This window comes from Pseudomonas sp. SJZ077 (assembly GCF_007993905.1).
Taxonomy (GTDB): domain Bacteria; phylum Pseudomonadota; class Gammaproteobacteria; order Pseudomonadales; family Pseudomonadaceae; genus Aquipseudomonas; species Aquipseudomonas mandelii.
In genome coordinates this window covers 78,578-99,231 of sequence record NZ_VIUJ01000024.1, presented here as the reverse complement: position 1 = coordinate 99,231, position 20,654 = coordinate 78,578, and the positions used below count along the sequence as shown (strand labels likewise).

Here is a 20,654-nt window from a genome sequence, read left to right as displayed (position 1 = left end):
CTTGCGCGGGTGGCATTCGCCTTGCTGAAAGGGCAAAGCGAATATCAGTCAAAGGTCAGTTGAGGGTTTCCCCTCAACCATAGAATCTCCCACAGTTGACCGTATTCCTTCTGGAAGAACCCGATCCAATGTGAGAGCGAGCCTGCTCGCGAAGGGGCCGTGTCAAACGACACAAAACCAGCAGAACACTACTCGACGACCAACCGCCCCAACCGCTGCTTGAGCATGCGATTCTCCGCCCGCAGCTGCTGGACCTCTTCAAGCAGGTCCAGCGCCAGGGCGACACCTTCCCACTCCAGCTCCAGATCGCGCCGCAGCTTGGCGGCGCGCTTGGCCAGAGCCAGCTCGTAATCGTTGAAAACCCAATCCTTGGGCTGCTTGCCCTGAGGTTCGAGGATGCCGTGCTCGACGATTTCGATCACGTAGACGTCCGACAGCTCGGTCGCCTCACAGAATTCTGCCATGTCCAGTTGAACGATCAGGGGGTTGCTCATGATGGGCTACTCCGTCTCTTGGATCAGAAATTTTCTCTCGGGTCGAAAGCGGCTTTTTTCGCCAGTTCTTCCCACAGCGCCTTGACCTCGTCGCTCGAAGTCTTGGGCATCACGGCTTTCAATTGCACGAACAGGTAGCCACGCTCGCCCGCCTTGTTCAGCAGACCGTGCCCCTTGGCGCGCATGCGCTGGCCGTTCTGGCTGCCGGCCGGCACCTTGAGGTTGATCTTGCCGGTCAGTGTAGGCACGGCGACTTCGGTACCCAGCGCCAACTCCCAGGGCGCCAGCGGCAAGGTAATGATCAGGTTCTCGCCTTCGACGTCGAATTTTGGGTGCGGCGCAAAGCGAATGATCAGGAACAGATCGCCGTTGGCCCCGCCACCGATGCCCGGCGCCCCCTGGCCCTTGAGGCGGATGCGCTCGCCGTCGGTCACACCGGCCGGGATTTTCACGTTCAGGCTTTTGCTGGTGTTGCTGACGTGCTGGCCGGCCGCGTTGTACTGCGGCACCTGGAAGGAGACCTTCTTCGACTCGTTCGACAGGCTTTCTTCCAGAAAAATCGGTAGTTCCATTTCCACGTCTTGCCCTCGGCGCCCGGCACTGCGGCCCGACTGTCCACCACCAAAACCCGGACCACGGTTGCCGAAGATCGAACTGAAGAAGTCCGAAAAATCGCCCGTGTCCTGACCACCGCCAAACCCACCGCCGCCACGGCCCTGCCAACCTGGCGGCCCCTGGAACGGTTGGCCGTGCTGGCCGTATTTGCGCAAGTCGTCATATTCGGCGCGCTTGTCGGCACTTTTCAGCGCTTCATAAGCTTCCGAGGCGTCCTTGAACTTGGCCTCGGCGTCCTTTTCCTTGCTGACATCGGGGTGGTATTTGCGCGCCAGTTTCCGATAAGCCGCCTTGATCGTCTTATCGTCCGCGGTCGGTTCCACACCGAGAATCTTGTAATAGTCTTTGAAGTCCATCTAAGGATCACCATCCGTTATCGATATCGCGCCGTCACCGTAGTCTGCGCGTATTTCCAGGCGCCGGGTTGACCGATCTCAAGTTTGTGACCGGGTAGCGCGTCAGAAGTTTATCGGCAGCAGTGGGCGGTTCTTGCGACCGACCGATGGCTGCCAGGCTCAATGCAGACAAGTTTGGGGCATCCGGCCATCTTATCAAGGCGCCATTGGTGTATTTAGCGGATAGTCGGCCTTCGAATCTGCGCCGCACTGACATACACTGCGCGGCCGTTTTTTAACCGGAACCTGAAAGTCATGAAAAACGCATCTCCAGCCCGTGCCTGTGGTATCGACTTCGGCACGTCCAACTCCACCGTCGGCTGGCTGCGCCCCGGCATGGAAACGCTGATCGCGCTGGAGGACGACAAGATCACCCTGCCGTCGGTGGTGTTCTTCAACATGGAAGAACGCCGCCCGGTGTACGGTCGGCTGGCGCTGCACGAGTACCTGGAAGGCTACGAAGGCCGACTGATGCGCTCGCTCAAGAGCCTGCTGGGCTCCAAGCTGATCAAGCACGACACCAGCGTCCTCGGCACGGCGATGCCGTTCAAGGACCTGCTCGGGCTGTTTATCGGCCAGTTGAAGAAGCGCGCCGAGACGGCCGCCGGTCGGGAATTCGAGGAAGTGGTGCTGGGCCGCCCGGTGTTCTTCGTCGATGACGACGAAATGGCCGACCAGGAAGCCGAGAACACCCTGGTGGACGTGGCGCGCGCCATCGGCTTCAAGGATGTGTCGTTCCAGTACGAACCGATTGCGGCGGCATTCGACTACGAGTCGACCATCGAAAAGGAAGAGCTGGTGCTGATCGTCGACATCGGCGGTGGTACCTCCGACTTCTCGCTGGTGCGCCTGTCCCCGGAGCGCCGCACCCACGACAACCGTCACGACGACATCCTCGCCACCGGCGGCGTGCACATCGGCGGGACCGACTTCGACAAGCAGTTGAGCCTGCAAGGCCTGATGCCGTTGTTCGGCTACGGCAGCCGCATGAAGAGCGGCGCCTACATGCCCACCAGCCACCACATGAACCTGGCGACCTGGCACACCATCAACTCGGTGTACTCGCAGAAGTCGACCCTGGCCCTGGGCAGCATGCGCTACGACATCGAAGACACCGGCGGTATCGATCGCCTGTTCAAGTTGATCGACCAGCGCGCCGGACACTGGCTGGCCATGGAAGTGGAAGAAACCAAGATCCAGCTGACCCACGCCGACAGCCGCCATGTGCCGCTGGACCGCATCGAGCCGGGCTTGAGCGTTGAGCTGAGTCGCGCGCTGTTCGAGTCGGCCATCGACAACCTGCTGGAGCGCGTGCGCAACAGCGTGACCCAACTGCTGAACGACGCCAACGTGCGGGTCGATCAGGTCGACACGGTGTTCTTCACGGGCGGTTCGAGCGGCATTCCGGCGCTGCGCAACAGCGTGTCGGCGATGTTGCCGAATGCGCGGCATGTGGAAGGGAACATCTTCGGCAGCATCGGCAGCGGGTTGGCGATCGAGGCGATGAAGCGTTACGGCACGATGGACTGATTCGCAACCCGAGGAAGTGATCGTTCCCACGCTCTGGTCTGGGAACGATCATGGGGTGGTTACACCATCCCCACCTGCTTCAACTCACTCTTCAGGTACGCGTAATAAATCGGCCCCGCCACCACCCCTGGCAGGCCGAACGCGGCCTCGAACACCAGCATTGCCAGCAGCAACTCCCACGACTTGGCACTGATCTGCCCGCCGACAATGCGCGCGTTGAGGAAGTATTCGAGCTTGTGGATAAAAATCAGATAACCCAGCGCCGCCATGGCGACCCAGATCGACAGCGACAAGCCGACGATGGTGATCAGCGTGTTCGACATCAGGTTGCCGATCACCGGTAACAGACCGAGCAGGAAGGTCAGCACGATCAGGGTTTTGGTCAGCGGCAGCTGGACGCCGAACATCGGCAGGATCACCGCCAGGAAGATCCCGGTAAAGAAGGTGTTGAGCAGGGAAATCTTGATCTGGGCGAAGACGATATTGCGAAACGCCTGGACCAGCAGGTGCAGGCGGTCGAACAACGCGGCAGCCAGCGGCTTGCGCTTGGTCACGTCCGGTATGCGCTGCAAGGCGATGATCGCCCCGAGCACCATGCCGATCAGCAGCGTCACAAACATGTGCGCCGCGTCCTTGCCGACCAGTTGCAAGTCGCTCAGGTGCTTGCTCATCCACTCGCCGATGGCCACGCGAAATTCCGCGGCACTGGCCGGAAGATAGGCGTCGATGAACGGCGGCAGCTGCCCGCGCGCGCGGTCAACCACGTGCATGAATTTGTCGAGCGATGCGCCCGGGTTTTCCGCCTCGTGCAGCAAAAAGCTGATGGCGCCGGCAAAAATCAGGGTCAACACGCTGACCACTAACGTCCCCAGCAACGCCACCGCCAGCCAGCGCGCGCGTCGACCTTCGATCAGCCGCTGCAACTGCGGGGTGAGCATGTTGACCAGTTCGAACACCAGCAACCCGGCCAGCAGGCTAGGCAGCAGTCGCAGCGGGATCACCAGCAGCAAACCACCAAAGATGATGACCCAACTGATCAGCAGCAAAACGTGGCGTTGAGAAAACGTTGGCATACAGCCTCAAAACGAACGACGTAAAAGGATTGGCAGTCTGCCAGCGTTCGCAGGCCAGCACTAGGGATTGTGTAGGGCGACCTTAGTGGGGCGTGGGCGATTTTTTATAGCGGCCATGCTGGCCCCTTCGCGAGCAGGCTCGCTCCCACATCAGTCCTGCGAACACAGTTCCATTGTGGGAGCGGGCTTGCTCGCAAAGGGGCCCTCACAGCCACCACAATCTGCCGCCCGTTATGACTCTGTTATTTATTTTTTCTTCAGGCAATCACTCATGAATGCTTTGCGCTCATCACCCTTAAGCGCTTTGGTCGCCGCATCGGCGTTGCAGGTTTTCATTTTCTCTTGCTGAGGGGTCAAGGTCTTGGCGTCATTGGCGGCCGGTGCCGCCTTGAGGCAGGTGCTCATGAAGGCTTTGCGCTCGTCGCCCTTGAGGCCTTTCGCGGTAGCGTCAGCGTTGCAGGTGGTCATCTTGTTCTGTTGCTCAGTGGCGGCGAAGCCCTGGGCACTAAGCAGCAAACCGATCATCAACAAAGGGACACGCAACATCATCATGGAGTTTTCTCCTTGTTGCCGCACCGAGGGGTGCGGCCTCAATCTGGAGTGTAGACAACCCCTGTTACACATTCATCCACCGACGCAACCGATGGCCGTCAATCAACCTCCGATTCCAGAAGATCTTTAAAGGCTTCCCGGTATCGCTGATAAGCATCAACCCGGTTATCAATGACCGACGCGGGCATCCGCTCGAACAAGACCGGCGTGCCCCCCTCGGCCGCATAAGTCTGTCCAAGCTCACGCAGCGACGTCCATTGGGCATATGCCGCACCCTCCTCATAGAGCTTGTTGATTTTTATCTGCCGGAACGTGTTCGCCTCGGAAACCGCAGGCAATACCGCCGGCCCTGGCGCGGCTTCATTGATAAAGGCGTACTCGGCCACGGCCGGCCCGGGGGTCAGTGTGGTCACCGGCGGCATTTCGAAATTGAAGTGTGCATTGCTGGCCAAGTGCGCTGCGGGAAATTCCGGCCACGAGTCAGCGACGACCAGTGCATCGAGATTGCTCAGATCATCTCCTATCACTACATATTGATGATCAAAACGGGTGGCCCGGACAATGTGAATGCTGGACGTCCGGGGCTGGCTGGCGAGAATCGAAAACGTGACCTTCGAGTTCTCCGAACAATTCCCGCCCTTGATATCAATGGCTTTGCGAGCGGCCTCAGCGGTGGTCAATTTTGCAGAGAACCCGCCCTCCTCAAGGTCCATCCCTCGCAGGCCTTTGATTTTGGCAATCGCCGAACCGCCGTTTTCCCACATGCTTGGCAACTGATTCCCCGATAACGGCAGGAGCTCCTTGGCTCGATAGATCGCGTCCTGCGCCATTTTCAAATTGGCCATGGTTTGAGGCGATACCTGAACCGGCCCTTCGGTCTCGACCAAGGCCTGGGAAAACCACTCCCCATAGCTGCTTAAATCAGCCAGCTCCGGACTTGACGTTACACCGTTCTCCCGGACTGAATGTAGCAGCGCCTGGTAGGCATTGGCCCGCCCGGTCTGTTCCAGATTGCGCGCATTCAACCCCAGGTTTCGTTCCAGTTCAGTGAGCGGCACCAGGCCCTCTTTGGTAAACAGGCGCCCGGTCAACGCGTTGAACTGCTCTGGCAGCATCAGCTTCTGCAGATCAGGCAACGCCTCGATACTTTGGACGATCCGCAGGCCTGGCCCGGCCTCTCCGGTCGCATTGGCTGCGTTCAGCGCCTCGAAAAGGTCGAAAAGATAATCCTGTGGAAGGCTGTCGTGAATCAGTTTCAGGCCGCGCAGATAATCGAATCGCTTGAATGCCGAAACAGAAGGATGGAACGCTACCGTGACCAGGTCGCTGTATTGGCCGCCGATGTCTTCCAGGACTGCACGTTCGCCGCCCGCGCCCGGCGAGCCACCACGCAGACGCATCAATTGAGGATCGTAAGTGAGCGGATCAAGAACCGGCAGACCGTCCAGCACCTTCAGCAACTGATAGGGCTGCAATGCGTTGTCGCGCAGGGCCAGCTTCAGTTTGGCCCCCTGGCCGATATAGATGTTCAGCGCGTTACGCTCGGCGTCCGGCAACGCCTGCAAAATAGCGGAAAACAGATCCATGCCCGAATGCAGGGCATTTGCGTCTTCGTCATAAGCGACGAATGTCGAGTCATGAAGCTCGACGAGCGTACGGCGAATCCCTGCGTCGTCCTGGCCGATACTGTCGAGCAGGGTTCCGTCGTACTCGAACCGTCGGACCTCAATGCGCACATCGGGATTCCAGCCGCGAAGATGCTCAAGGGAGTGCAGCGCCAGCCGGTCCATGTCGGGACTGTCGACCGAGTCGAGGTAAAAACCTTCATAAGCACGGCTCATGCGCACGTCTCGCAGCGCCCAACGCGCGAGGTTTTCCAGCCTTGCGGGCAACTGCCCGCGCTCAATCGCCTGGACTTCGGAGGGCGTGGCGATGGACAGCAACTCCCGGGCGACAGTACCAGGCAGGCCCGGCACTTGGGCCTGGATCGTTTTTGCGCTGTCACTCGTGGCAGCTTCGACACGACGATAACGTGCATCGAACAGCGACGTGCGCTTGCTCCTGGCCCGTATCGCCAACTCGGCCCGCAGATTTTTGGCGTTCAGTTCCAGCGTGCTGGGCGTGATATGAAACTCGACGTCCAACAAGGTGTTCAGTTGTGCTTCATCCAGGTGCGATAACAGCGTCTTGAGCAGATCGACGTCAGCCAGACGATTGCTGTTTATCTGGACACCCGGCCCGCCCGCGCGACCGATGACCCGAAGCACTTCGCCCCTGGCGTCTACCAGCTCAATCGCATTGCCGGGCCACAGACCATCGAGCAGCTGAAATTGCATCTCGGGATCGGCGCTTGAGTAATCTTGCGCACGCTCGCTGCCCATCTGCTCGATGAAGGTCTGAATGTCACGGTCGATACGAAACCGGGTCACGGTATCGCTGAGCAACGGCGATGGCCGCTCATTGTCGGCATACATTTGGCGGATCGCGCTGGCATCGGTCTGGCTGACCGTGCGGATGTCGCCGTAGGCGTCGGCCAGCTCACCCATGTCCGGGCCGAGTCGCGCCATCAAGGTCGAGTCATCCCACCTATGGGGTTGCTCGCCTTCAATCACGAAGGCACCTTCGCCGTTGCTCTCCACCACGGGTTGATAGGCGTCGGAGCGGGTCGGATGTTTAACCCTGTGTTTTCCGTTCTGTGGATCTTTCGTCAGTTCGAAGTGCCGGGTGTCCAGTTTGAGAATCGGCTTGCCCTCGTGCCGGTGCAGCCAGGTTTCATCAGGCTTTGAATCCGCAGTCAGAGTCAGGTTTTGTTTTTGATAGGGCTCAAGGTCGCGGCTCCACAGGCGTTTGGCGCCGTTGGCGAGCGTGACCGGTGTTGTCGACTCGATGAACGATGACAACTTGGGCAGTACCACCTCACTGCCGATTTTCATGCCGCCGGCGAAGGCCACCAACTGGACCAGGCTTTCGACAAACCCAATGATGTGCTCGGCCCCTTCCAGATAGAGACCTTCAGCCAGATCCACAATGCCTTCGACGACCTCGCTGACCAACTGATAAACCATGTAACCCATCATTACCTCGCCCACAAAGGGTATGAAAGGCCCCACCACCATTAACGCGGCATTGAAGACGTCGGAAAGCATTTTTTCCAGGTTGTCGAACCACGCCCAGCGCTCCATACGATCGGCATCTTGCGTCGAGATGACCATCTCCCGGGCGTCGTTCAGGATTTTGTTTTGCTGTTGCTGGTAGAGATAAAGCCAAGGGTCGCCCGTAAAAAAGGTATGGATGTCGTTCTCGAACCGAACGTGCTCAAAGTGCAGGCGCGGATTCTCGATGGGCGTTTCGCGCCATACCGGCTGATCGACGCCCGGAACTTTGTCGTGTTGGGTTATTTCCACCAGCGCGGCATTGAGTGCCGAGAAGAAGCGCCCCCGTTGTTGATGGTCGACAAAACGGCTGAAGAACTGCTGATAACTGTTTGTGGAATTCCTTGGGGCATCCCGCAATTGGCGAGTGAGCTCACGGGCGAACTCGGCCTTCGAGGCGTACTCTTTCAGTGGATGCTCCGGGTCATGCGGCACATAGACAATGACTCGCCGGGCGGCGCTGTCGTGGATATGCAGATCAGGGGCGATCAGCACGATGCCTCTCAACTGGACATCGAGAATTTTCAGCTGATAGTAATGAACGGGAAGGCCATCCATCTTCCACGCTTTAATATCCTTGAGCAGGCTTTGTACAGCCAGGTAGCCACTGGCCGAGATGTCATTTTTAAGGCTGGCCAGATACAGGGCTGCTTTTAACGCAGCCTTTTGGCTTTTTATGACTGTTTGCTGCACCACACTACGCGCCAGCCCGTCGACAGGGCGCACATAGCCTTCAAGATGGGCTTTATAGTGAGCGCCGATATCCAGAGTGCGGCAAAGCGTCTTGAATTGGTCGACACTCATATTGTTACGAACACCGGTTATATCGAATCGATTCGATTTGTCCGGCCGGGTAATAAACTGCGAATCAGAGGTTAATACTTCTTTATCTGAAAAATTATGTAATGCCGCATCCAGCAGAGAAACAATGCGCGATTCCACGCCGTTATTGAAATTGTTGGCCCAAGGGGATAAATGGGGCGGAGAAAACAACTGCAAGAAAGTTTCCTTTACATCGACGTCTACACCGTATTGATCTTTCAGCGCCTGACGAAGCAGCGGTTCAGCAAAGGCGTAGACATCTTGCGCCTCGCTCAGCATCTGGTCGACATCGTTTTGTGCCCGCCAGCTTTCCTCCGAGGCGCGCTGCAGGGCTGCGAGCTGCATCGGTGAAGCGGTGATAATCCATTCCGGAAGTGGGGCTATCACGGTTTTTAACGCGCTGATTCTGTGGGGTGAAGTTTGGCGCATCCATTCCGGGATAGCATTTTTTATAAGTTCGTGATGTATGCTTTTTTGTTGTATTGCGGTTGCTGATATTTCATCGATCCGGATTGAAGTGGTCACATTGATACTCTGCATAAGTTTGCTGAACAGAAACGGCTCATGCAACTAGCGTACAACGTTAATCACTCAATCAAATGAAGTTCAATTCCGATTAGCCTGTAAGAAACTTCACCACTTAAAACTTCTAACACCCACTGACTTATTTATCTCAGATAATTCGTTGCCGACGATATTGCTCAGGCGTACACCCGGCCTGGCGTTGAAACATCGCAATAAATGCCGAACCGGTGCTGTAACCCATGTCGAAGGCAATGTTTTGAATGCTGCGTTGACTGTCCAGCGCTTCGATCGCCGCGAGGAAACGCAAGCGTTGCCGCCACTCGCCGAAACTCATGCCCAGCTCACGGACAAACTGCCGCGCCAAGGTGCGTTCGCTGACATGAATCTGCGCGGCCCAGTGCGCCAATGGCCGATTGTCCCCGGGCTCGGCTTGCAGGGCTTCAAGTATTACGAGCAATCCCGAGCTGCTGGCGTAAGGCAAAAAACACTCCTGGATGGGTGCCAGTTGCAACTGGTCCACCAACACCTGCGCCAGACGTTTGTCCGCATCCTGGTCGGGAATTTTCACGTCGCGGGCGGCGAAGTCCTTGAGGATCGCCTTGAGAATGTCGCTGATTGCCAGCGTGCACGCTTGTTGTGGCAACGCGGTGCACAACACCGGCGCCAGGCAGACCGCGCGATAGTTGATCGGTTGATTGCTGTAGAAACTGTGCTCGGTCTGTGGCGGCACCCACACCGCGTATTGCGGCGGCGACATGAAGCGGCTGCTGCCAATTTCCATGTGCAACACACCGTTGGCCGAATACTCGAGGGTGCCCCACGGGTGACGGTGGGTCGAGGCGTATTCATGGGTGTCGAAGTCGGCATAACGGAAATAGACCGGGGACGGCAATTCTGCGAAATCGAGCAGGTCGATGTGTTTACTGGTCATGCTGTCCGTCATCAAGGGCAGGTTGTCTGGATTGAAGTATAGGCTTGCATCCAGACAGGCGGATAATCGCTCCTCACTAACGTTGATGGTTTTTCTGATGCAATACGCTTATCCCCTGCTGGCCATTTTCATCTGGGCCGGCAACACCGTGATCAACAAACTGGCGGTCGGCGCGATCTTCCCCGCGGAAATCGGCTTCTATCGCTGGCTGCTGGCCGGGATTCTGTTCACGCCGTTCATGCTCAAACCGGTGATCGCGCATTGGCCGCAGATTCGCCCGAACCTGGGCAAGATTTTCATCCTTGGCGTGCTCGGCATGGCCGTCTATCAGAGCCTGGCGTACTTCGCCGCAACGCTGACTACAGCCACCAACATGGGGATCATCTTGTCGCTGATGCCCTTGATGTCGCTGGCCATGGCAATTGTTAGCCTCGGTCAGCGCCTGACTGCGGGCGCATTGGCCGGCGCGGTGTTGTCGTTCGCCGGCGTGTTGGTGGTGGTGTCGTCCGGCAGCCTCGGCGCACTGCTTGAGCACGGCGTGAACCTGGGCGACGCGATGATGCTGATCGCCACGCTGGCCTACGCGATCTACAGCACGCTGCTGAAAAAATGGCAGCTGCGCTTGCCGCCACTGGTGTTGTTGTATTTGCAGGTGCTGGTGGCGGTGGTGGTGCTGTTTCCGCTGTTTGTCGCTTCACCGAAGGTCGGACCGACCTTGCAGAATATTCCGCTGGTGCTTTATGCCTGTTTGCTGGCTTCGATGCTGGCGCCATTGGCGTGGATGCAGGCCGTGGTGCGCCTGGGACCGAGCCGGACCACGCTGTTTTTCAATTTGCTGCCGTTGATTACGGCGTTGATTGCGGCGGTGGTACTGAATGAACAGTTGGCGATGTATCACCTGGTGGGTGGGGTGTTGACGCTGGGTGGGGTGGTGCTTTCGGAGCGCTGGACTACCGTGTTGGGCCGTAAGGTCAGCGTTGCCTGACCCGACGCCTTCGCGGTCCAACTGACGTTTACACGCCAGCCGCTTTCAATCGGGCCGCATGCTCGACAAACAACCGCACCGGATCCGCTCCTTTCCCCACCAGCCCCAGCGACTGATTGACGATGTCGAAGTGATCCATCGGATACTCATCGCCAATCACCGTCCCCAAGTGCGAGCTGTAACGCCCGACCATCCCGTCGCAATGCCCGGTTTCGCGCACAAAGGTTCTGGCAAACAGCCGGCAACTGCGGTTCGTGCCGTCGAACCGGTTACCGCCGCGGTCCGTCTTGCCCGGTTGCAACGTCCCGGACCAGGAGTAATAGCGCACGCCGTTGACCTCTTCCGGCCCGTGCCCGCCCCAGGTTTCAGGCAGGCCCTGTGGATAACGCTGATTGAACAGCGCCACGCCTTGAGTGGTCAGCGAATGGTGCGAAGCCGGGATATCCACAGGCAACTTCGGCCCGCGATAGCCGGTTTCCAGCAGGCTCATCAACGCGCCGATCCAGCGCAACAACACGCTGAGAACCCGTCCTTTGAACGTGTCGGCCGGGTAATGCTTTTCCAGATAATCCGCCAGCTCCGAGCCATGATTCGGCCCTGCGACCGACGTGACGGACGCCACGCGATCCGGACGTTTGGCGGCCGCGTAACGGGCTGTGAGCGAGCCTTGGCTGTGGCCGATCAGGTTGACCTTCTCGGCCCCGGTTTCCCGCAGAATCTCCTCGATCCGCGCCAGCAACTGCTCGCCGCGCACCTCGCTGGAATTGAGCGGCGAGACCTGCACCGCAAACACCGTCGCCCCGCCCCGGCGCAACGCCGAAATGATCCCGTACCAGTACGGATACAGCACCAGACGGATAAACCCGAGCATTCCCGGGACCAGCACCAACGGATAACGCGTGGCAGAACCTTGCGACATGGACGGACATCCTTGTGATCGGTGAGATGAAGCAAGGCGCGATGCAAGACGTCAGCCAAGCATCGTCACCCAAGATGACAACTCGACGACCAGTCTATGACATCCACCCTACTTCAGCCCCACCACGCCTGCCACGATCAGCCCCACCGACACCAGTTTGATCGCCGTCAGGCTTTCACCCAGCAGCGCAAAGCCGAGAAACACCGTGCCCAGTGAACCGATGGCGGTCCAGATCGGGTAGGCGATGCTCACCGGCAACTCGCGCATGGCCAGGGTCAGGAAGTAAATCCCGCCGACGGCGGCCACCACCGTGATCAGCGATGGCCAGAGTCGGGTAAAGCCTTCGGCGTACTTCATGCCCATGGCGAAGGTAACTTCGAACCCGGCGGCGATCAGCAGAAACAGCCAGGCCATCAGAACTCCCGGGCCAGCGTCAGCAAACGCTGCTCGGCTTCGGCCCGCGAAATCTCGAACGTGCGCTCGGCCGACTCTTCGCCTTCGGCGGCCACCACGGTGATGTCGGTGATGCCGATGAACCCCAGCGCGGTGCGCAGCAACGGATCGGCATGGTTCATCGCCTCCAGCTCGCCGCCCGGCCCGAAACCGAAGCCGCCGCGACTGGTGACGATCAGGGCTTTTTTGCCGTGCACCAACGGCTCGTACTGCGCCACGCCATTGTCCAGGGTGTGATTGAACGTCAGCCCGAGCCGCACAATCTGATCGATCCAGGCCTTGAGGCCGCTGGGTACGCTGAAGTTGTGCATCGGCGTGGAAATCACCAGCAAATCGTGACCGAGCAACTCGCCGACCAGCTCATCGCTGAACGCCAGGTCGGCCTGCATCGACAAGGGACGCGCTTGGGGCTCGGGGTAAAAGGCCGCGGCCACAAAGGCCTCGTTAACCGGCGGTATCAATGCCCGACCGATTTCCCGGCGAGTCAGCTGCGACTGAGGATGTCGCGCTTGCCAAGCGCCAAGAAACACTTCCGCCAGACGCCGGGAATGGGAACGCTCGCCACGGGGGCTGGCATGGATCGCAAGAATCTTGCTCATCTGAATCTCCTTAAGGGCTAAACTGCCTGTGGCTTGCAGATTGAAGCTCACAGCCGCCCTTCTTCAACTGAGTAGAAATCAGTCTGGATGAATCCATTTCATCCATGGAGTATTTGAATGTTTGCCTCGTTGCCGCTCACCGCCCTGCGCGCCTTCGAATCCGCCTCGCGCCTGCTGAGTTTCAAGGCCGCCGCCGAAGAACTTTCGGTGACGCCCACAGCGGTGTCGCACCAGATTCGTTCGCTGGAGAACTGGCTCGGCGTGCCGCTGTTCGAGCGGCTGCCACGGCAGGTGCGCCTCACCGACGGCGGCGAACGGTTGTTCCGCAGCCTGCACGGCGCGCTGCTGGAAGTGGCGCAAAGCATCGATACCCTGCGCCCGCAACGCAGCGGCGCGAGCCTGACGATCTCCACCACGGCGGCCTTCGCGGCGTTGTGGCTGGTGCCGCGTCTGGGTCGGTTTTACGCCCGCCATCCGAACATCAACCTGCGCCTGGACACCCACTGCGAAGTCATCGATCTGCATCAGGACGCCAGCGTCGATTTGGTGGTGCGCTACAGCCTGGGTGATTACCCGAACCTTTATGGACTGTGCCTGTTCGACGAATCGTTCGGCGTCTATGGCTCGCCCGGGCAGGTGGCCCTGGCGGCTGAGCGGGTACCCACGCTGATCAGCGTGCGCTGGCACAACTCCAAACTCTATGCCCACGGCTGGGCGGCCTGGTGCGCGCAGTCCGGCGAAAGTTGGCTGACAGGGCAACCGGCGGTCCGTGAATACGACGAAGAGCATTACGCCCTGCAAGCCGCGATCGCCGGGCAGGGGCTGGTGCTGGCCAGCAATATCCTGGTGTCGGAAAGCGTGGCCAACGGTTTACTGGTCGCCTACCGGGGCGAGGTCCAGGTCGATGGCGCCGGCTATAGCGCACTCTGTGTGCCGGGACGCGAACGGCATCCGCCGGTGCGGGCGTTTTTTGCGTGGCTGCGCGAGGAGGCGCTGCTGTCCGGGCATGGGTTGGCGTGACCATTTCGGGCGCTTTTTACGATGGACAAATGGCATAAAACTTTTCGCCGCGCTCATCACTCACACCTTAAGTAGCGATCACTTCCCCAGAAGGTGACGCAAACCGGATTAGCCTCCAGGAGAACGAGATGAGTGACATGCATTTGTCTGACGTAACCACCCTTCGCGAACGGGCCCGCAAGAACGTCGAGAACGGCGCGGTGACCGAAAGCTACAGCGCTGACCGTGAAGAAGTATTGCGCCTGCTGAACGAGTCGTTGGCCACGGAACTGGTCTGCGTGTTGCGCTACAAGCGCCACTACTTCATGGCCAGCGGCTTGAAAGCCAACGTCGCGGCCGACGAATTCCTCGAGCACGCAACCCAGGAAGCCGAGCACGCCGACCGACTGGCCGAGCGCATCGTGCAACTGGGCGGTGAGCCGGAGTTCAACCCTGACCTGCTGTCGAAAAACTCCCACGCGCAGTATGTGGCGGGCAATTCACTGAAAGAGATGGTCTACGAAGACCTGGTCGCCGAGCGGATTGCCATCGACAGCTACCGCGAGATCATTCAGTACATCGGCGAAAAAGACCCGACCACCCGGCGCATCTTTGAAGACATCCTGGCTCAGGAAGAAGAGCATGCGGATGACATGGCTGACATTCTGAAAGATCTTTAGCGCCTTTCAGATCGCCTTCGCGGGCGAGCCTCGCGCCTACAGGTTTAGTATTTTCCTGAAGGAGCGAGGCTTACCCGCGAAGGCCCCCACACTGACACCCCATTATTTCGTTGGTTTAACGGTCACCGGCGCCTTGCCCGCCTTCATCTGTTCCAACAATGGCGCACACTGATTCGGCTCACCCCCACTCGGTGCTATCAAGGCCAACAGCCCCGCCGCCGGCGCTGCGATCACGCCCAACGCAACCATCCCGGCGCCACGCAAAATCAGCGGCACCGCCTTCACGCCCGCATCCGGCTTGATGAACTTGCCCCGCACGTACAGCGGCGAGCGCAACGAAATCAACCGCCAGCCTTTGGATTCCGGGGTGATCGTCAGGTCCAGCTGCTCCGTCGCCATGTTCGCCGTGCCGTCGATATAGATGATCGCGTTCTCGGTATCGAAGACGAACAGTCGGGTGGTGGCCAAACCGGTCTTGATATCGAAGTCGGCCGCCGCGCAATTGATCTTCACTTCCTTGTCGCCAAAGATCTTGCCCACCACATAGTTGCCGACGTTGAGCCCGGCCAGCTCCATCAACTCGCGGCTGATGGCGCCATCGTTTATCAGCATTTTCAGGTTGCCATTGGCGCTGCCCAACAGCTTGGCCACCGAGTTGCCCTGGCCGGTGATGTCGGCATCGCCGTTGAGTTCGCCGAAACTGGTTTTCATCGGTTCAAAGGTCGGGAACAGCTGCTTGAGCTTGAACTTGCGCGCGGTCAGTTTGGCCCGGCCTTCCAACGGCTCGGTGCGGCCATTGAGGCGAATCTGCGCATCCAGGTTGCCGCCCGCCACGCCGAAACGCAGAGGCTCCAGACTGAGAACACCGTCGGTCAGCACCAGGTGCGTATAGAGGTCATTGAACGGCAATTTTTCGCTGTGGATGATGCGCTTGCCGGTGAATTCGACGTCGGCGTCCATGTCACGCCAGCGCTCGGTCTTGAACTCCTCGACCGGCAACACCTTATCCGTCGGCTGCTTGCTTTCGCCGCCACGGGCCTTTTGCTTGGCGTTGGAGTCAGCGCCGATCAACGGGGCCAGGTCGGCGAACAGCAGTTGATTGGAAACAAGCGAACCACTGAGTTTCGGCCGCGGCTGGCTGGCGACATAGGCCAGGCTGCCGTGGATGTCGCTCTCGCCGATCTTGCCGTTGAATGCTTCATAGCGGAACTCCGCACCACCCGGCTCATGCAGTTTGGCGATCAAATGCCCGTCGGTCTCGTAGGGCGGCGTATCCGGCAGCGTCACACCGGTCAGCGGATAGAGATTGCCCAGGCTGGTACCGGCCAGTTTCAGGCGCAGGTCCAGGGCGCCGAGGTTCAGCGGATCGGTCAGCGTTCCGGCCAGTTCGACACTGGTATCGGCGATCTTCACTTGCGCCTGGAGCGGGAACGGCCTGGCCGCATCTTGCAATGCCAGCAACCCGCCGATCTTGCCTTCGCCCGCGAGTTTCTGATTGTGGTATTGGCCTTTGACCTTCAGCGCGAACGCGTAATCCTGGGGAGCCGCGCCTTTCTCCTGCGCGGTTTTTGCGGCTTTGTCGCCGACGATATCGCTGAACGGAATAGGTTTGCCCAACGGATCAATCAGCACATCGAGCTGAGTCTTGAGGTTCTGGTCATCGAGGGTGACGTGGCCCTTGTCGAAGCCGATGGCACCGATGTCCACCACCCAGCTCGAAGGCTCGGCGTTCGGGTCTTTGGGGTCGAACTGGAACGTCCAGTTGGCACGGCCATCGGCCAGGCGCTGAAGGTCGGCATTCGGCTCGGTCAGGTCAATACGCGGGATCACCACCCGTTGCGCCAGCAATGCCAAGGGTGAAATACGCAGCTCGACGCGTTTGAGGGTGACCATCTGTGGTTTTTTCGACCAGTCCGGGTTGCCCAGGCTCAGGTCTTCGGCCACCACGTGCGGCCACGGCACCCAGGCCCGCCAACCGCCCTCGTCGGGCTCGCGCTGCCAGACCACCGCGATGTTGCCATTAATGGCGAACGGACGATGCAGCTCTTCAGAAACTTTGGCATTAAGGGGCGGTTTGATCCGGTTCCAATCGAAGAACGCGATGATCAGAACCAATACCGCCAGCAAGATAATCAGGCTGGCGAAGGTCCAGGTAACAATTTTACGAGTGCGCGTCATTGCACAGGGCTCCTGATACGACTGAGCGCCCTGACTGCGACGCACGTGTGAAACGACAGGCCAGAACCGGCCTGCCATGGAATCTACGACTGAAAAACGGCCCGCAGGTTTAACCGAAACATCGATTAATCCTCAAATAATCGACCGGGGAGAGACTGCCCCCGAATCCAGCGTTACCGCCCCCCGCACTTTTGTGCGGCATCAGTGGGTCGAAAATACCCACTCCAGTGCAAAAGCGATCGCCGGAGACACCCGTTCTAGAGCGCTTCGGCAGAACAATCAATTCCGTTGATTATTACCATTGCGTTTATGAACTTTTATATCGACTTATCGAGAGTAGCATTGCCCTCGTACCCACTTTATCGCCCTCCCAAGGAGCAACCCATCATGAAACGCCAATTACTGCTTAGCCTTACCCTCTCAATGCTGGCCAGCACCGCTTTCGCTCTGCCTGCTGCTGACCAGGCCACTCCACAAGTCAAAGACAGCCGCTCGGTGTTCAGCCAAACCGTCGCTGCCGATGGTTCCGACCGCACTCCACAAGGCCAGACCCTTGCCGAAGGTGGCAATGATCGCTTGAAAGAAAAAGGCCTGATCACTGAAGACGGTTATGACAAAACGCCACAAGGCCAGGTTCTCGCCGCTGATGGTTCCGACCGCACCCCAGGTCAAACACTGGCTGCCGATGGTTCCGATCGCACCCCAGGCCAAACACTGGCTGCCGATGGTTCCGATCGCACTCCAGGCCAAACACTGGCTGCCGATGGTTCCGATCGCACCCCAGGCCAAACACTCGCCGAAGGTGGTGGTGACCGTGTCATCGAACGCAACAGCGCTGTGAGCTGAGCCCATGGCGGCCCTGAAAAAAAGCCCAATCCCTGGATTGGGCTTTTGACTTTATAGGGTTTTGCCTCATTGGAAGTTGCACATCCCCGCTTGATCCCCCGATAGTCGTTCGACGCCAGCGAAGCCGATTTGCTAGAGTGCGCCGCTGTCCCTGTCCAGAAAAACACCCTTGCGATGCTGCCCCGCGCCGAACAGAAACAACAAACCCGCAACGCCCTGATGGACGCTGCCCGTCACCTGATGGAATGTGGTCGAGGATTCGGCAGCCTGAGCCTGCGCGAAGTGGCGAAAACCGCCGGGATCGTGCCCACCGGTTTCTACCGGCATTTCGCCGATATGGACGAACTGGGCCTGGTACTGGTGAGCGAAGTCGGCCAGACCTTTCGCGAAACCATTCGCCTGGTGCGCCATAACGAGTTCGTCATGGGCGGCATCATTGACGCTTCGGTTCGGATCTTTCTCGACGTGGTCTCGGCCAATCGCTCGCAGTTCCTGTTTCTGGCCCGGGAGCAGTACGGCGGATCGCTGCTCGTGCGCCAGGCCATTGGTCGCCTGCGGGAAGACATCAGCTCGGACCTCGCGGCCGACCTGTCCTTGATGCCGAAATTGCAGCATCTGGACATCGCCGGCCTCAGCGTCATGGCGGACCTGATCGTCAAAAGTGTGTTCGCGACCTTGCCGGACATTATCGATCCACCGGCCGAGGCGCTACCTGAGCACCTGACGCCACAGGCAAAAATCACTCAACAGCTGCGCTTCATCTTCATCGGTCTCAAGCATTGGCAAGGCCTCGGCAGCACTGAATAAACCCTGTAGGAGCGAGCCTGCTCGCAATAGCGGAATGTCAGCCACATCAAATGTTGTTGTGCCGACGCTATCGCGAGCAGGCTCACGTCCACAAAACCAGTCAAGGCATCAATTTGGTGCCACCGAAAAATCCCCGCACCATTCCAGTTCAAAATCCCGCAACAGCCTGAGCCACCCACTACGCTCCGACAGGTATTTCCTACGTATCGCCCGATTGGCAAGCCCCTTGCTCTAGCCTGAACATCGTCCATTGCTGGAAGCCTTCCGATGCTGGTGATTCATCGCAGAATCGACCCTCAACCCGTCTGGGCCGCCGAGTTGCACCTGACTTTCGAGGCCCGGAGCAAAAGCCGTTTGCGCTGTTTCAGTGCCGAAGGCGAGGACGTCGGTTTGTTTTTGGAGCGCGGTCAGCCGCCACTGTATGACGGTGAGTGCCTGCAAGCCGAAGATGGGCGCATCGTCCGCGTCTGCGCCCGCCCCGAACAATTGCTGCATGTTACGTGCGCCAACGCGTTCGAACTGACTCGCGCGGCCTATCACCTGGGCAATCGCCACGTCGCCCTGCAAGTCGGTGATGGCTGGTTGCGCCTGCTCGATGATTACGTACTCAAAGCCATGCTCGAACAGCTGGAGGCCAACGTCGACAACATCGAGGCACCGTTCCAGCCGGAACACGGCGCCTATGGGGGCGGCCATCACCATTCCCGCCACGGCGACGAGGACTTCAACTACCCGCCGAAATTGCACCAGTTCGGCGTCCGGTTATGAACCCGGCCTGGGCGCTGTTGCGCCTGGCCAGTCCACAACTGCCGATTGGCGGCTACAGCTATTCGCAAGGCCTGGAGATGGCGGTGGATAACGGCCGGGTGAACGATGCAGACAGCGCCCGACGCTGGATCAGCGATCAGTTGTTGCTGAACCTGGCACGCTTCGAAGCGCCGCTGCTGCTCGCCCATTGCACCGCTGCCTTTGATGAGAACTGGGGCCAGTTGCTGCAACGCTGCGAAGAACATCGTGCCAGCCGGGAAACCCGCGAACTGCATCAGGAAAGCCGGCAGATGGGCTATTCATTGCAACAACTGCTCAACGGCTTGCCGGAACTCGATGCGCCGGCCCGCGCCTTTCTCCAGCAGCGCCCTGAGCCGCATTTGGCCCTCGGCTGGGCGCTTGCCGCTCGCGCCTGGCAGATCAGCCCGCAAGATGCGCTGGCGGCGTGGCTCTGGAGCTGGCTGGAAAATCAATTGGCGGTGCTGATGAAAACCCTGCCCCTCGGCCAGCAAGCCGCGCAACGCCTGACCAGCGAACTGCTGCCACTGCTGCAACAAGCCCAGCAGGACGCCACCCGAATCAACCCCGAACACTACGGCAGCGCCGCGTTCGGCCTGTCCCTGGCGTGCATGGCCCATGAGCGCCAGTACAGCCGTCTGTTCCGTTCCTAGGGCCTTTTTACTTGGAGAATCACATGAACACACAACCCCTGCGCGTTGGCATCGGCGGACCGGTCGGTTCCGGTAAAACCGCCCTGACGCTGGCGCTCTGCCTGGCCCTGCGCGACCGCTACAACCTGGCCGTCGTCACCAACGACATCTACACCCGCGAAGACGCCGATTTCCTGGTGCGCAACGAAGCCCTGGCCCCTGAGCGCATCATCGGCGTGGAAACCGGCGGCTGCCCGCACACGGCGATCCGCGAAGACGCCTCGATCAACCTCGAAGCGGTGGATCAACTGAACCGCCGCTTTCCGGGGCTGGATCTGATTCTGGTGGAGTCCGGCGGCGATAACCTGTCGGCGACCTTCAGCCCGGAACTGTCCGACCTGACCATTTACGTGATCGACGTCTCGGCGGGCGACAAGCTGCCGCGCAAGGGCGGGCCGGGGATCTGCAAGTCCGACTTGCTGGTGATCAACAAGGTCGACCTCGCGCCGCTGGTGGGCGCGTCGCTGGAACTGATGGACAGCGACACCACGCGCATGCGCAACGGCAAGCCGTTTGTCTTCAGCAATCAGAAAACCGGCTTGGGCCTGGAAGCAATCATCGCCTTCATCGAACGCCAAGGCCTGCTGACCGCAGCCTGATCACGACTTATCAACAAGGAAG

At 59.3% G+C, this 20,654-nt stretch carries 19 protein-coding genes; 9 read left to right on the top strand and 10 right to left on the bottom strand.

Annotated features, from left to right (window positions below; genetic code table 11):
• Positions 1-188: 188 nt before the first annotated feature.
• Together FBY01_RS27330 and FBY01_RS27325 are read right to left on the bottom strand one after the other, a co-directional pair.
• Positions 189-494 carry a chaperone modulator CbpM gene (locus FBY01_RS27330; RefSeq protein ID WP_077748948.1) on the bottom strand — a complete coding sequence of 102 codons (306 nt, stop codon included), beginning with the start codon at positions 492-494 and terminating at the stop codon, positions 189-191.
• 23 nt (positions 495-517) lie between these two features.
• Positions 518-1,465, bottom strand: coding sequence for a DnaJ C-terminal domain-containing protein (locus tag FBY01_RS27325; RefSeq protein ID WP_010464109.1), 948 nt, complete (start codon positions 1,463-1,465; stop codon positions 518-520).
• A gap of 294 nt (positions 1,466-1,759) precedes the next feature.
• Here FBY01_RS27325 and FBY01_RS27320 point away from each other — a divergent pair, with 294 nt between their 5' ends.
• Positions 1,760-3,034: an Hsp70 family protein gene (locus FBY01_RS27320; protein WP_145310282.1), complete on the top strand. Its 1,275-nt coding sequence runs from the start codon at positions 1,760-1,762 to the stop codon at positions 3,032-3,034.
• A gap of 59 nt (positions 3,035-3,093) precedes the next feature.
• Here the strand turns inward: FBY01_RS27320 and FBY01_RS27315 are convergent, their stop codons facing one another.
• The 4 genes from FBY01_RS27315 to FBY01_RS27300 all read right to left on the bottom strand — a co-directional run bounded on the left by FBY01_RS27315 (position 3,094) and on the right by FBY01_RS27300 (position 10,089).
• Complete coding sequence (locus FBY01_RS27315; protein WP_010464112.1) at positions 3,094-4,107, bottom strand: AI-2E family transporter; 1,014 nt, start codon at positions 4,105-4,107, stop codon at positions 3,094-3,096.
• A gap of 246 nt (positions 4,108-4,353) precedes the next feature.
• Positions 4,354-4,659, bottom strand: a complete 306-nt coding sequence (locus FBY01_RS27310) for a PsiF family protein (protein WP_010464113.1) — start codon at positions 4,657-4,659, stop codon at positions 4,354-4,356.
• Between the two features lie 98 nt (positions 4,660-4,757).
• Entirely contained in the window at positions 4,758-9,158 is a 4,401-nt protein-coding gene (locus FBY01_RS27305; RefSeq protein WP_256664537.1) for a dermonecrotic toxin domain-containing protein, read from the bottom strand.
• A gap of 148 nt (positions 9,159-9,306) precedes the next feature.
• Positions 9,307-10,089: a helix-turn-helix transcriptional regulator gene (locus tag FBY01_RS27300; RefSeq protein ID WP_178113300.1), complete on the bottom strand. Its 783-nt coding sequence runs from the start codon at positions 10,087-10,089 to the stop codon at positions 9,307-9,309.
• 97 nt (positions 10,090-10,186) lie between these two features.
• Between FBY01_RS27300 and FBY01_RS27295 the strand changes: the two genes are divergently transcribed.
• Complete coding sequence (locus FBY01_RS27295) at positions 10,187-11,074, top strand: DMT family transporter (RefSeq protein WP_010464117.1); 888 nt, start codon at positions 10,187-10,189, stop codon at positions 11,072-11,074.
• 28 nt (positions 11,075-11,102) lie between these two features.
• On the opposite strand, the gene FBY01_RS27290 is transcribed toward FBY01_RS27295, so the two are convergent.
• The 3 genes from FBY01_RS27290 to FBY01_RS27280 all read right to left on the bottom strand — a co-directional run bounded on the left by FBY01_RS27290 (position 11,103) and on the right by FBY01_RS27280 (position 13,045).
• Complete coding sequence (locus tag FBY01_RS27290) at positions 11,103-11,993, bottom strand: triacylglycerol lipase (protein ID WP_077748945.1); 891 nt, start codon at positions 11,991-11,993, stop codon at positions 11,103-11,105.
• Between the two features lie 108 nt (positions 11,994-12,101).
• Entirely contained in the window at positions 12,102-12,407 is a 306-nt protein-coding gene (locus FBY01_RS27285; protein WP_007947555.1) for a multidrug efflux SMR transporter, read from the bottom strand.
• On the bottom strand, positions 12,407-13,045 hold the full coding sequence (locus FBY01_RS27280) for an FMN-dependent NADH-azoreductase (protein ID WP_145310278.1): 639 nt from the start codon (positions 13,043-13,045) through the stop codon (positions 12,407-12,409). The genes FBY01_RS27285 and FBY01_RS27280 overlap by 1 nt, the downstream gene beginning before the upstream one ends.
• A gap of 117 nt (positions 13,046-13,162) precedes the next feature.
• Between FBY01_RS27280 and FBY01_RS27275 the strand changes: the two genes are divergently transcribed.
• Positions 13,163-14,065: a LysR substrate-binding domain-containing protein gene (locus FBY01_RS27275; RefSeq protein WP_145310276.1), complete on the top strand. Its 903-nt coding sequence runs from the start codon at positions 13,163-13,165 to the stop codon at positions 14,063-14,065.
• A 128-nt stretch (positions 14,066-14,193) separates the two neighbouring features.
• A complete protein-coding gene (locus tag FBY01_RS27270) occupies positions 14,194-14,724 on the top strand; it encodes a bacterioferritin (RefSeq protein ID WP_010464129.1) in 531 nt (176 codons plus the stop codon).
• A 102-nt stretch (positions 14,725-14,826) separates the two neighbouring features.
• Here the strand turns inward: FBY01_RS27270 and FBY01_RS27265 are convergent, their stop codons facing one another.
• Complete coding sequence (locus FBY01_RS27265) at positions 14,827-16,902, bottom strand: AsmA family protein (RefSeq protein WP_145310273.1); 2,076 nt, start codon at positions 16,900-16,902, stop codon at positions 14,827-14,829.
• 387 nt (positions 16,903-17,289) lie between these two features.
• Here FBY01_RS27265 and FBY01_RS27260 point away from each other — a divergent pair, with 387 nt between their 5' ends.
• From FBY01_RS27260 to ureG, 5 genes are all read left to right on the top strand, one after another.
• Positions 17,290-17,748, top strand: a complete 459-nt coding sequence (locus tag FBY01_RS27260; protein WP_145310271.1) for a hypothetical protein — start codon at positions 17,290-17,292, stop codon at positions 17,746-17,748.
• A gap of 174 nt (positions 17,749-17,922) precedes the next feature.
• Positions 17,923-18,555, top strand: a complete 633-nt coding sequence (locus FBY01_RS27255; RefSeq protein ID WP_145310269.1) for a TetR family transcriptional regulator — start codon at positions 17,923-17,925, stop codon at positions 18,553-18,555.
• Positions 18,556-18,822: 267 nt separating this feature from the next.
• A complete protein-coding gene (gene ureE, locus FBY01_RS27250; protein ID WP_010464135.1) occupies positions 18,823-19,323 on the top strand; it encodes an urease accessory protein UreE in 501 nt (166 codons plus the stop codon).
• Positions 19,320-19,994 carry an urease accessory protein UreF gene (locus tag FBY01_RS27245; RefSeq protein ID WP_083375168.1) on the top strand — a complete coding sequence of 225 codons (675 nt, stop codon included), beginning with the start codon at positions 19,320-19,322 and terminating at the stop codon, positions 19,992-19,994. The genes ureE and FBY01_RS27245 overlap by 4 nt, the downstream gene beginning before the upstream one ends.
• Positions 19,995-20,017: 23 nt before the next feature.
• On the top strand, positions 20,018-20,632 hold the full coding sequence (gene ureG / locus FBY01_RS27240; protein ID WP_010464137.1) for an urease accessory protein UreG: 615 nt from the start codon (positions 20,018-20,020) through the stop codon (positions 20,630-20,632).
• Positions 20,633-20,654 lie beyond the last annotated feature (22 nt).

Coding starts and splice junctions, on each gene's coding strand:
- FBY01_RS27330 (WP_077748948.1), bottom strand. CDS start 494: ATGAGCAACCCCCTGATCGTTCAACTGGACATGGCAGAATTCTGTGAG.
- FBY01_RS27325 (WP_010464109.1), bottom strand. CDS start 1,465: ATGGACTTCAAAGACTATTACAAGATTCTCGGTGTGGAACCGACCGCG.
- FBY01_RS27320 (WP_145310282.1), top strand. CDS start 1,760: ATGAAAAACGCATCTCCAGCCCGTGCCTGTGGTATCGACTTCGGCACG.
- FBY01_RS27315 (WP_010464112.1), bottom strand. CDS start 4,107: ATGCCAACGTTTTCTCAACGCCACGTTTTGCTGCTGATCAGTTGGGTC.
- FBY01_RS27310 (WP_010464113.1), bottom strand. CDS start 4,659: ATGATGATGTTGCGTGTCCCTTTGTTGATGATCGGTTTGCTGCTTAGT.
- FBY01_RS27300 (WP_178113300.1), bottom strand. CDS start 10,089: ATGACCAGTAAACACATCGACCTGCTCGATTTCGCAGAATTGCCGTCC.
- FBY01_RS27295 (WP_010464117.1), top strand. CDS start 10,187: ATGCAATACGCTTATCCCCTGCTGGCCATTTTCATCTGGGCCGGCAAC.
- FBY01_RS27290 (WP_077748945.1), bottom strand. CDS start 11,993: ATGTCGCAAGGTTCTGCCACGCGTTATCCGTTGGTGCTGGTCCCGGGA.
- FBY01_RS27285 (WP_007947555.1), bottom strand. CDS start 12,407: ATGGCCTGGCTGTTTCTGCTGATCGCCGCCGGGTTCGAAGTTACCTTC.
- FBY01_RS27280 (WP_145310278.1), bottom strand. CDS start 13,045: ATGAGCAAGATTCTTGCGATCCATGCCAGCCCCCGTGGCGAGCGTTCC.
- FBY01_RS27275 (WP_145310276.1), top strand. CDS start 13,163: ATGTTTGCCTCGTTGCCGCTCACCGCCCTGCGCGCCTTCGAATCCGCC.
- FBY01_RS27270 (WP_010464129.1), top strand. CDS start 14,194: ATGAGTGACATGCATTTGTCTGACGTAACCACCCTTCGCGAACGGGCC.
- FBY01_RS27265 (WP_145310273.1), bottom strand. CDS start 16,902: ATGACGCGCACTCGTAAAATTGTTACCTGGACCTTCGCCAGCCTGATT.
- FBY01_RS27260 (WP_145310271.1), top strand. CDS start 17,290: ATGAAACGCCAATTACTGCTTAGCCTTACCCTCTCAATGCTGGCCAGC.
- FBY01_RS27255 (WP_145310269.1), top strand. CDS start 17,923: ATGCTGCCCCGCGCCGAACAGAAACAACAAACCCGCAACGCCCTGATG.
- ureE (WP_010464135.1), top strand. CDS start 18,823: ATGCTGGTGATTCATCGCAGAATCGACCCTCAACCCGTCTGGGCCGCC.
- FBY01_RS27245 (WP_083375168.1), top strand. CDS start 19,320: ATGAACCCGGCCTGGGCGCTGTTGCGCCTGGCCAGTCCACAACTGCCG.
- ureG (WP_010464137.1), top strand. CDS start 20,018: ATGAACACACAACCCCTGCGCGTTGGCATCGGCGGACCGGTCGGTTCC.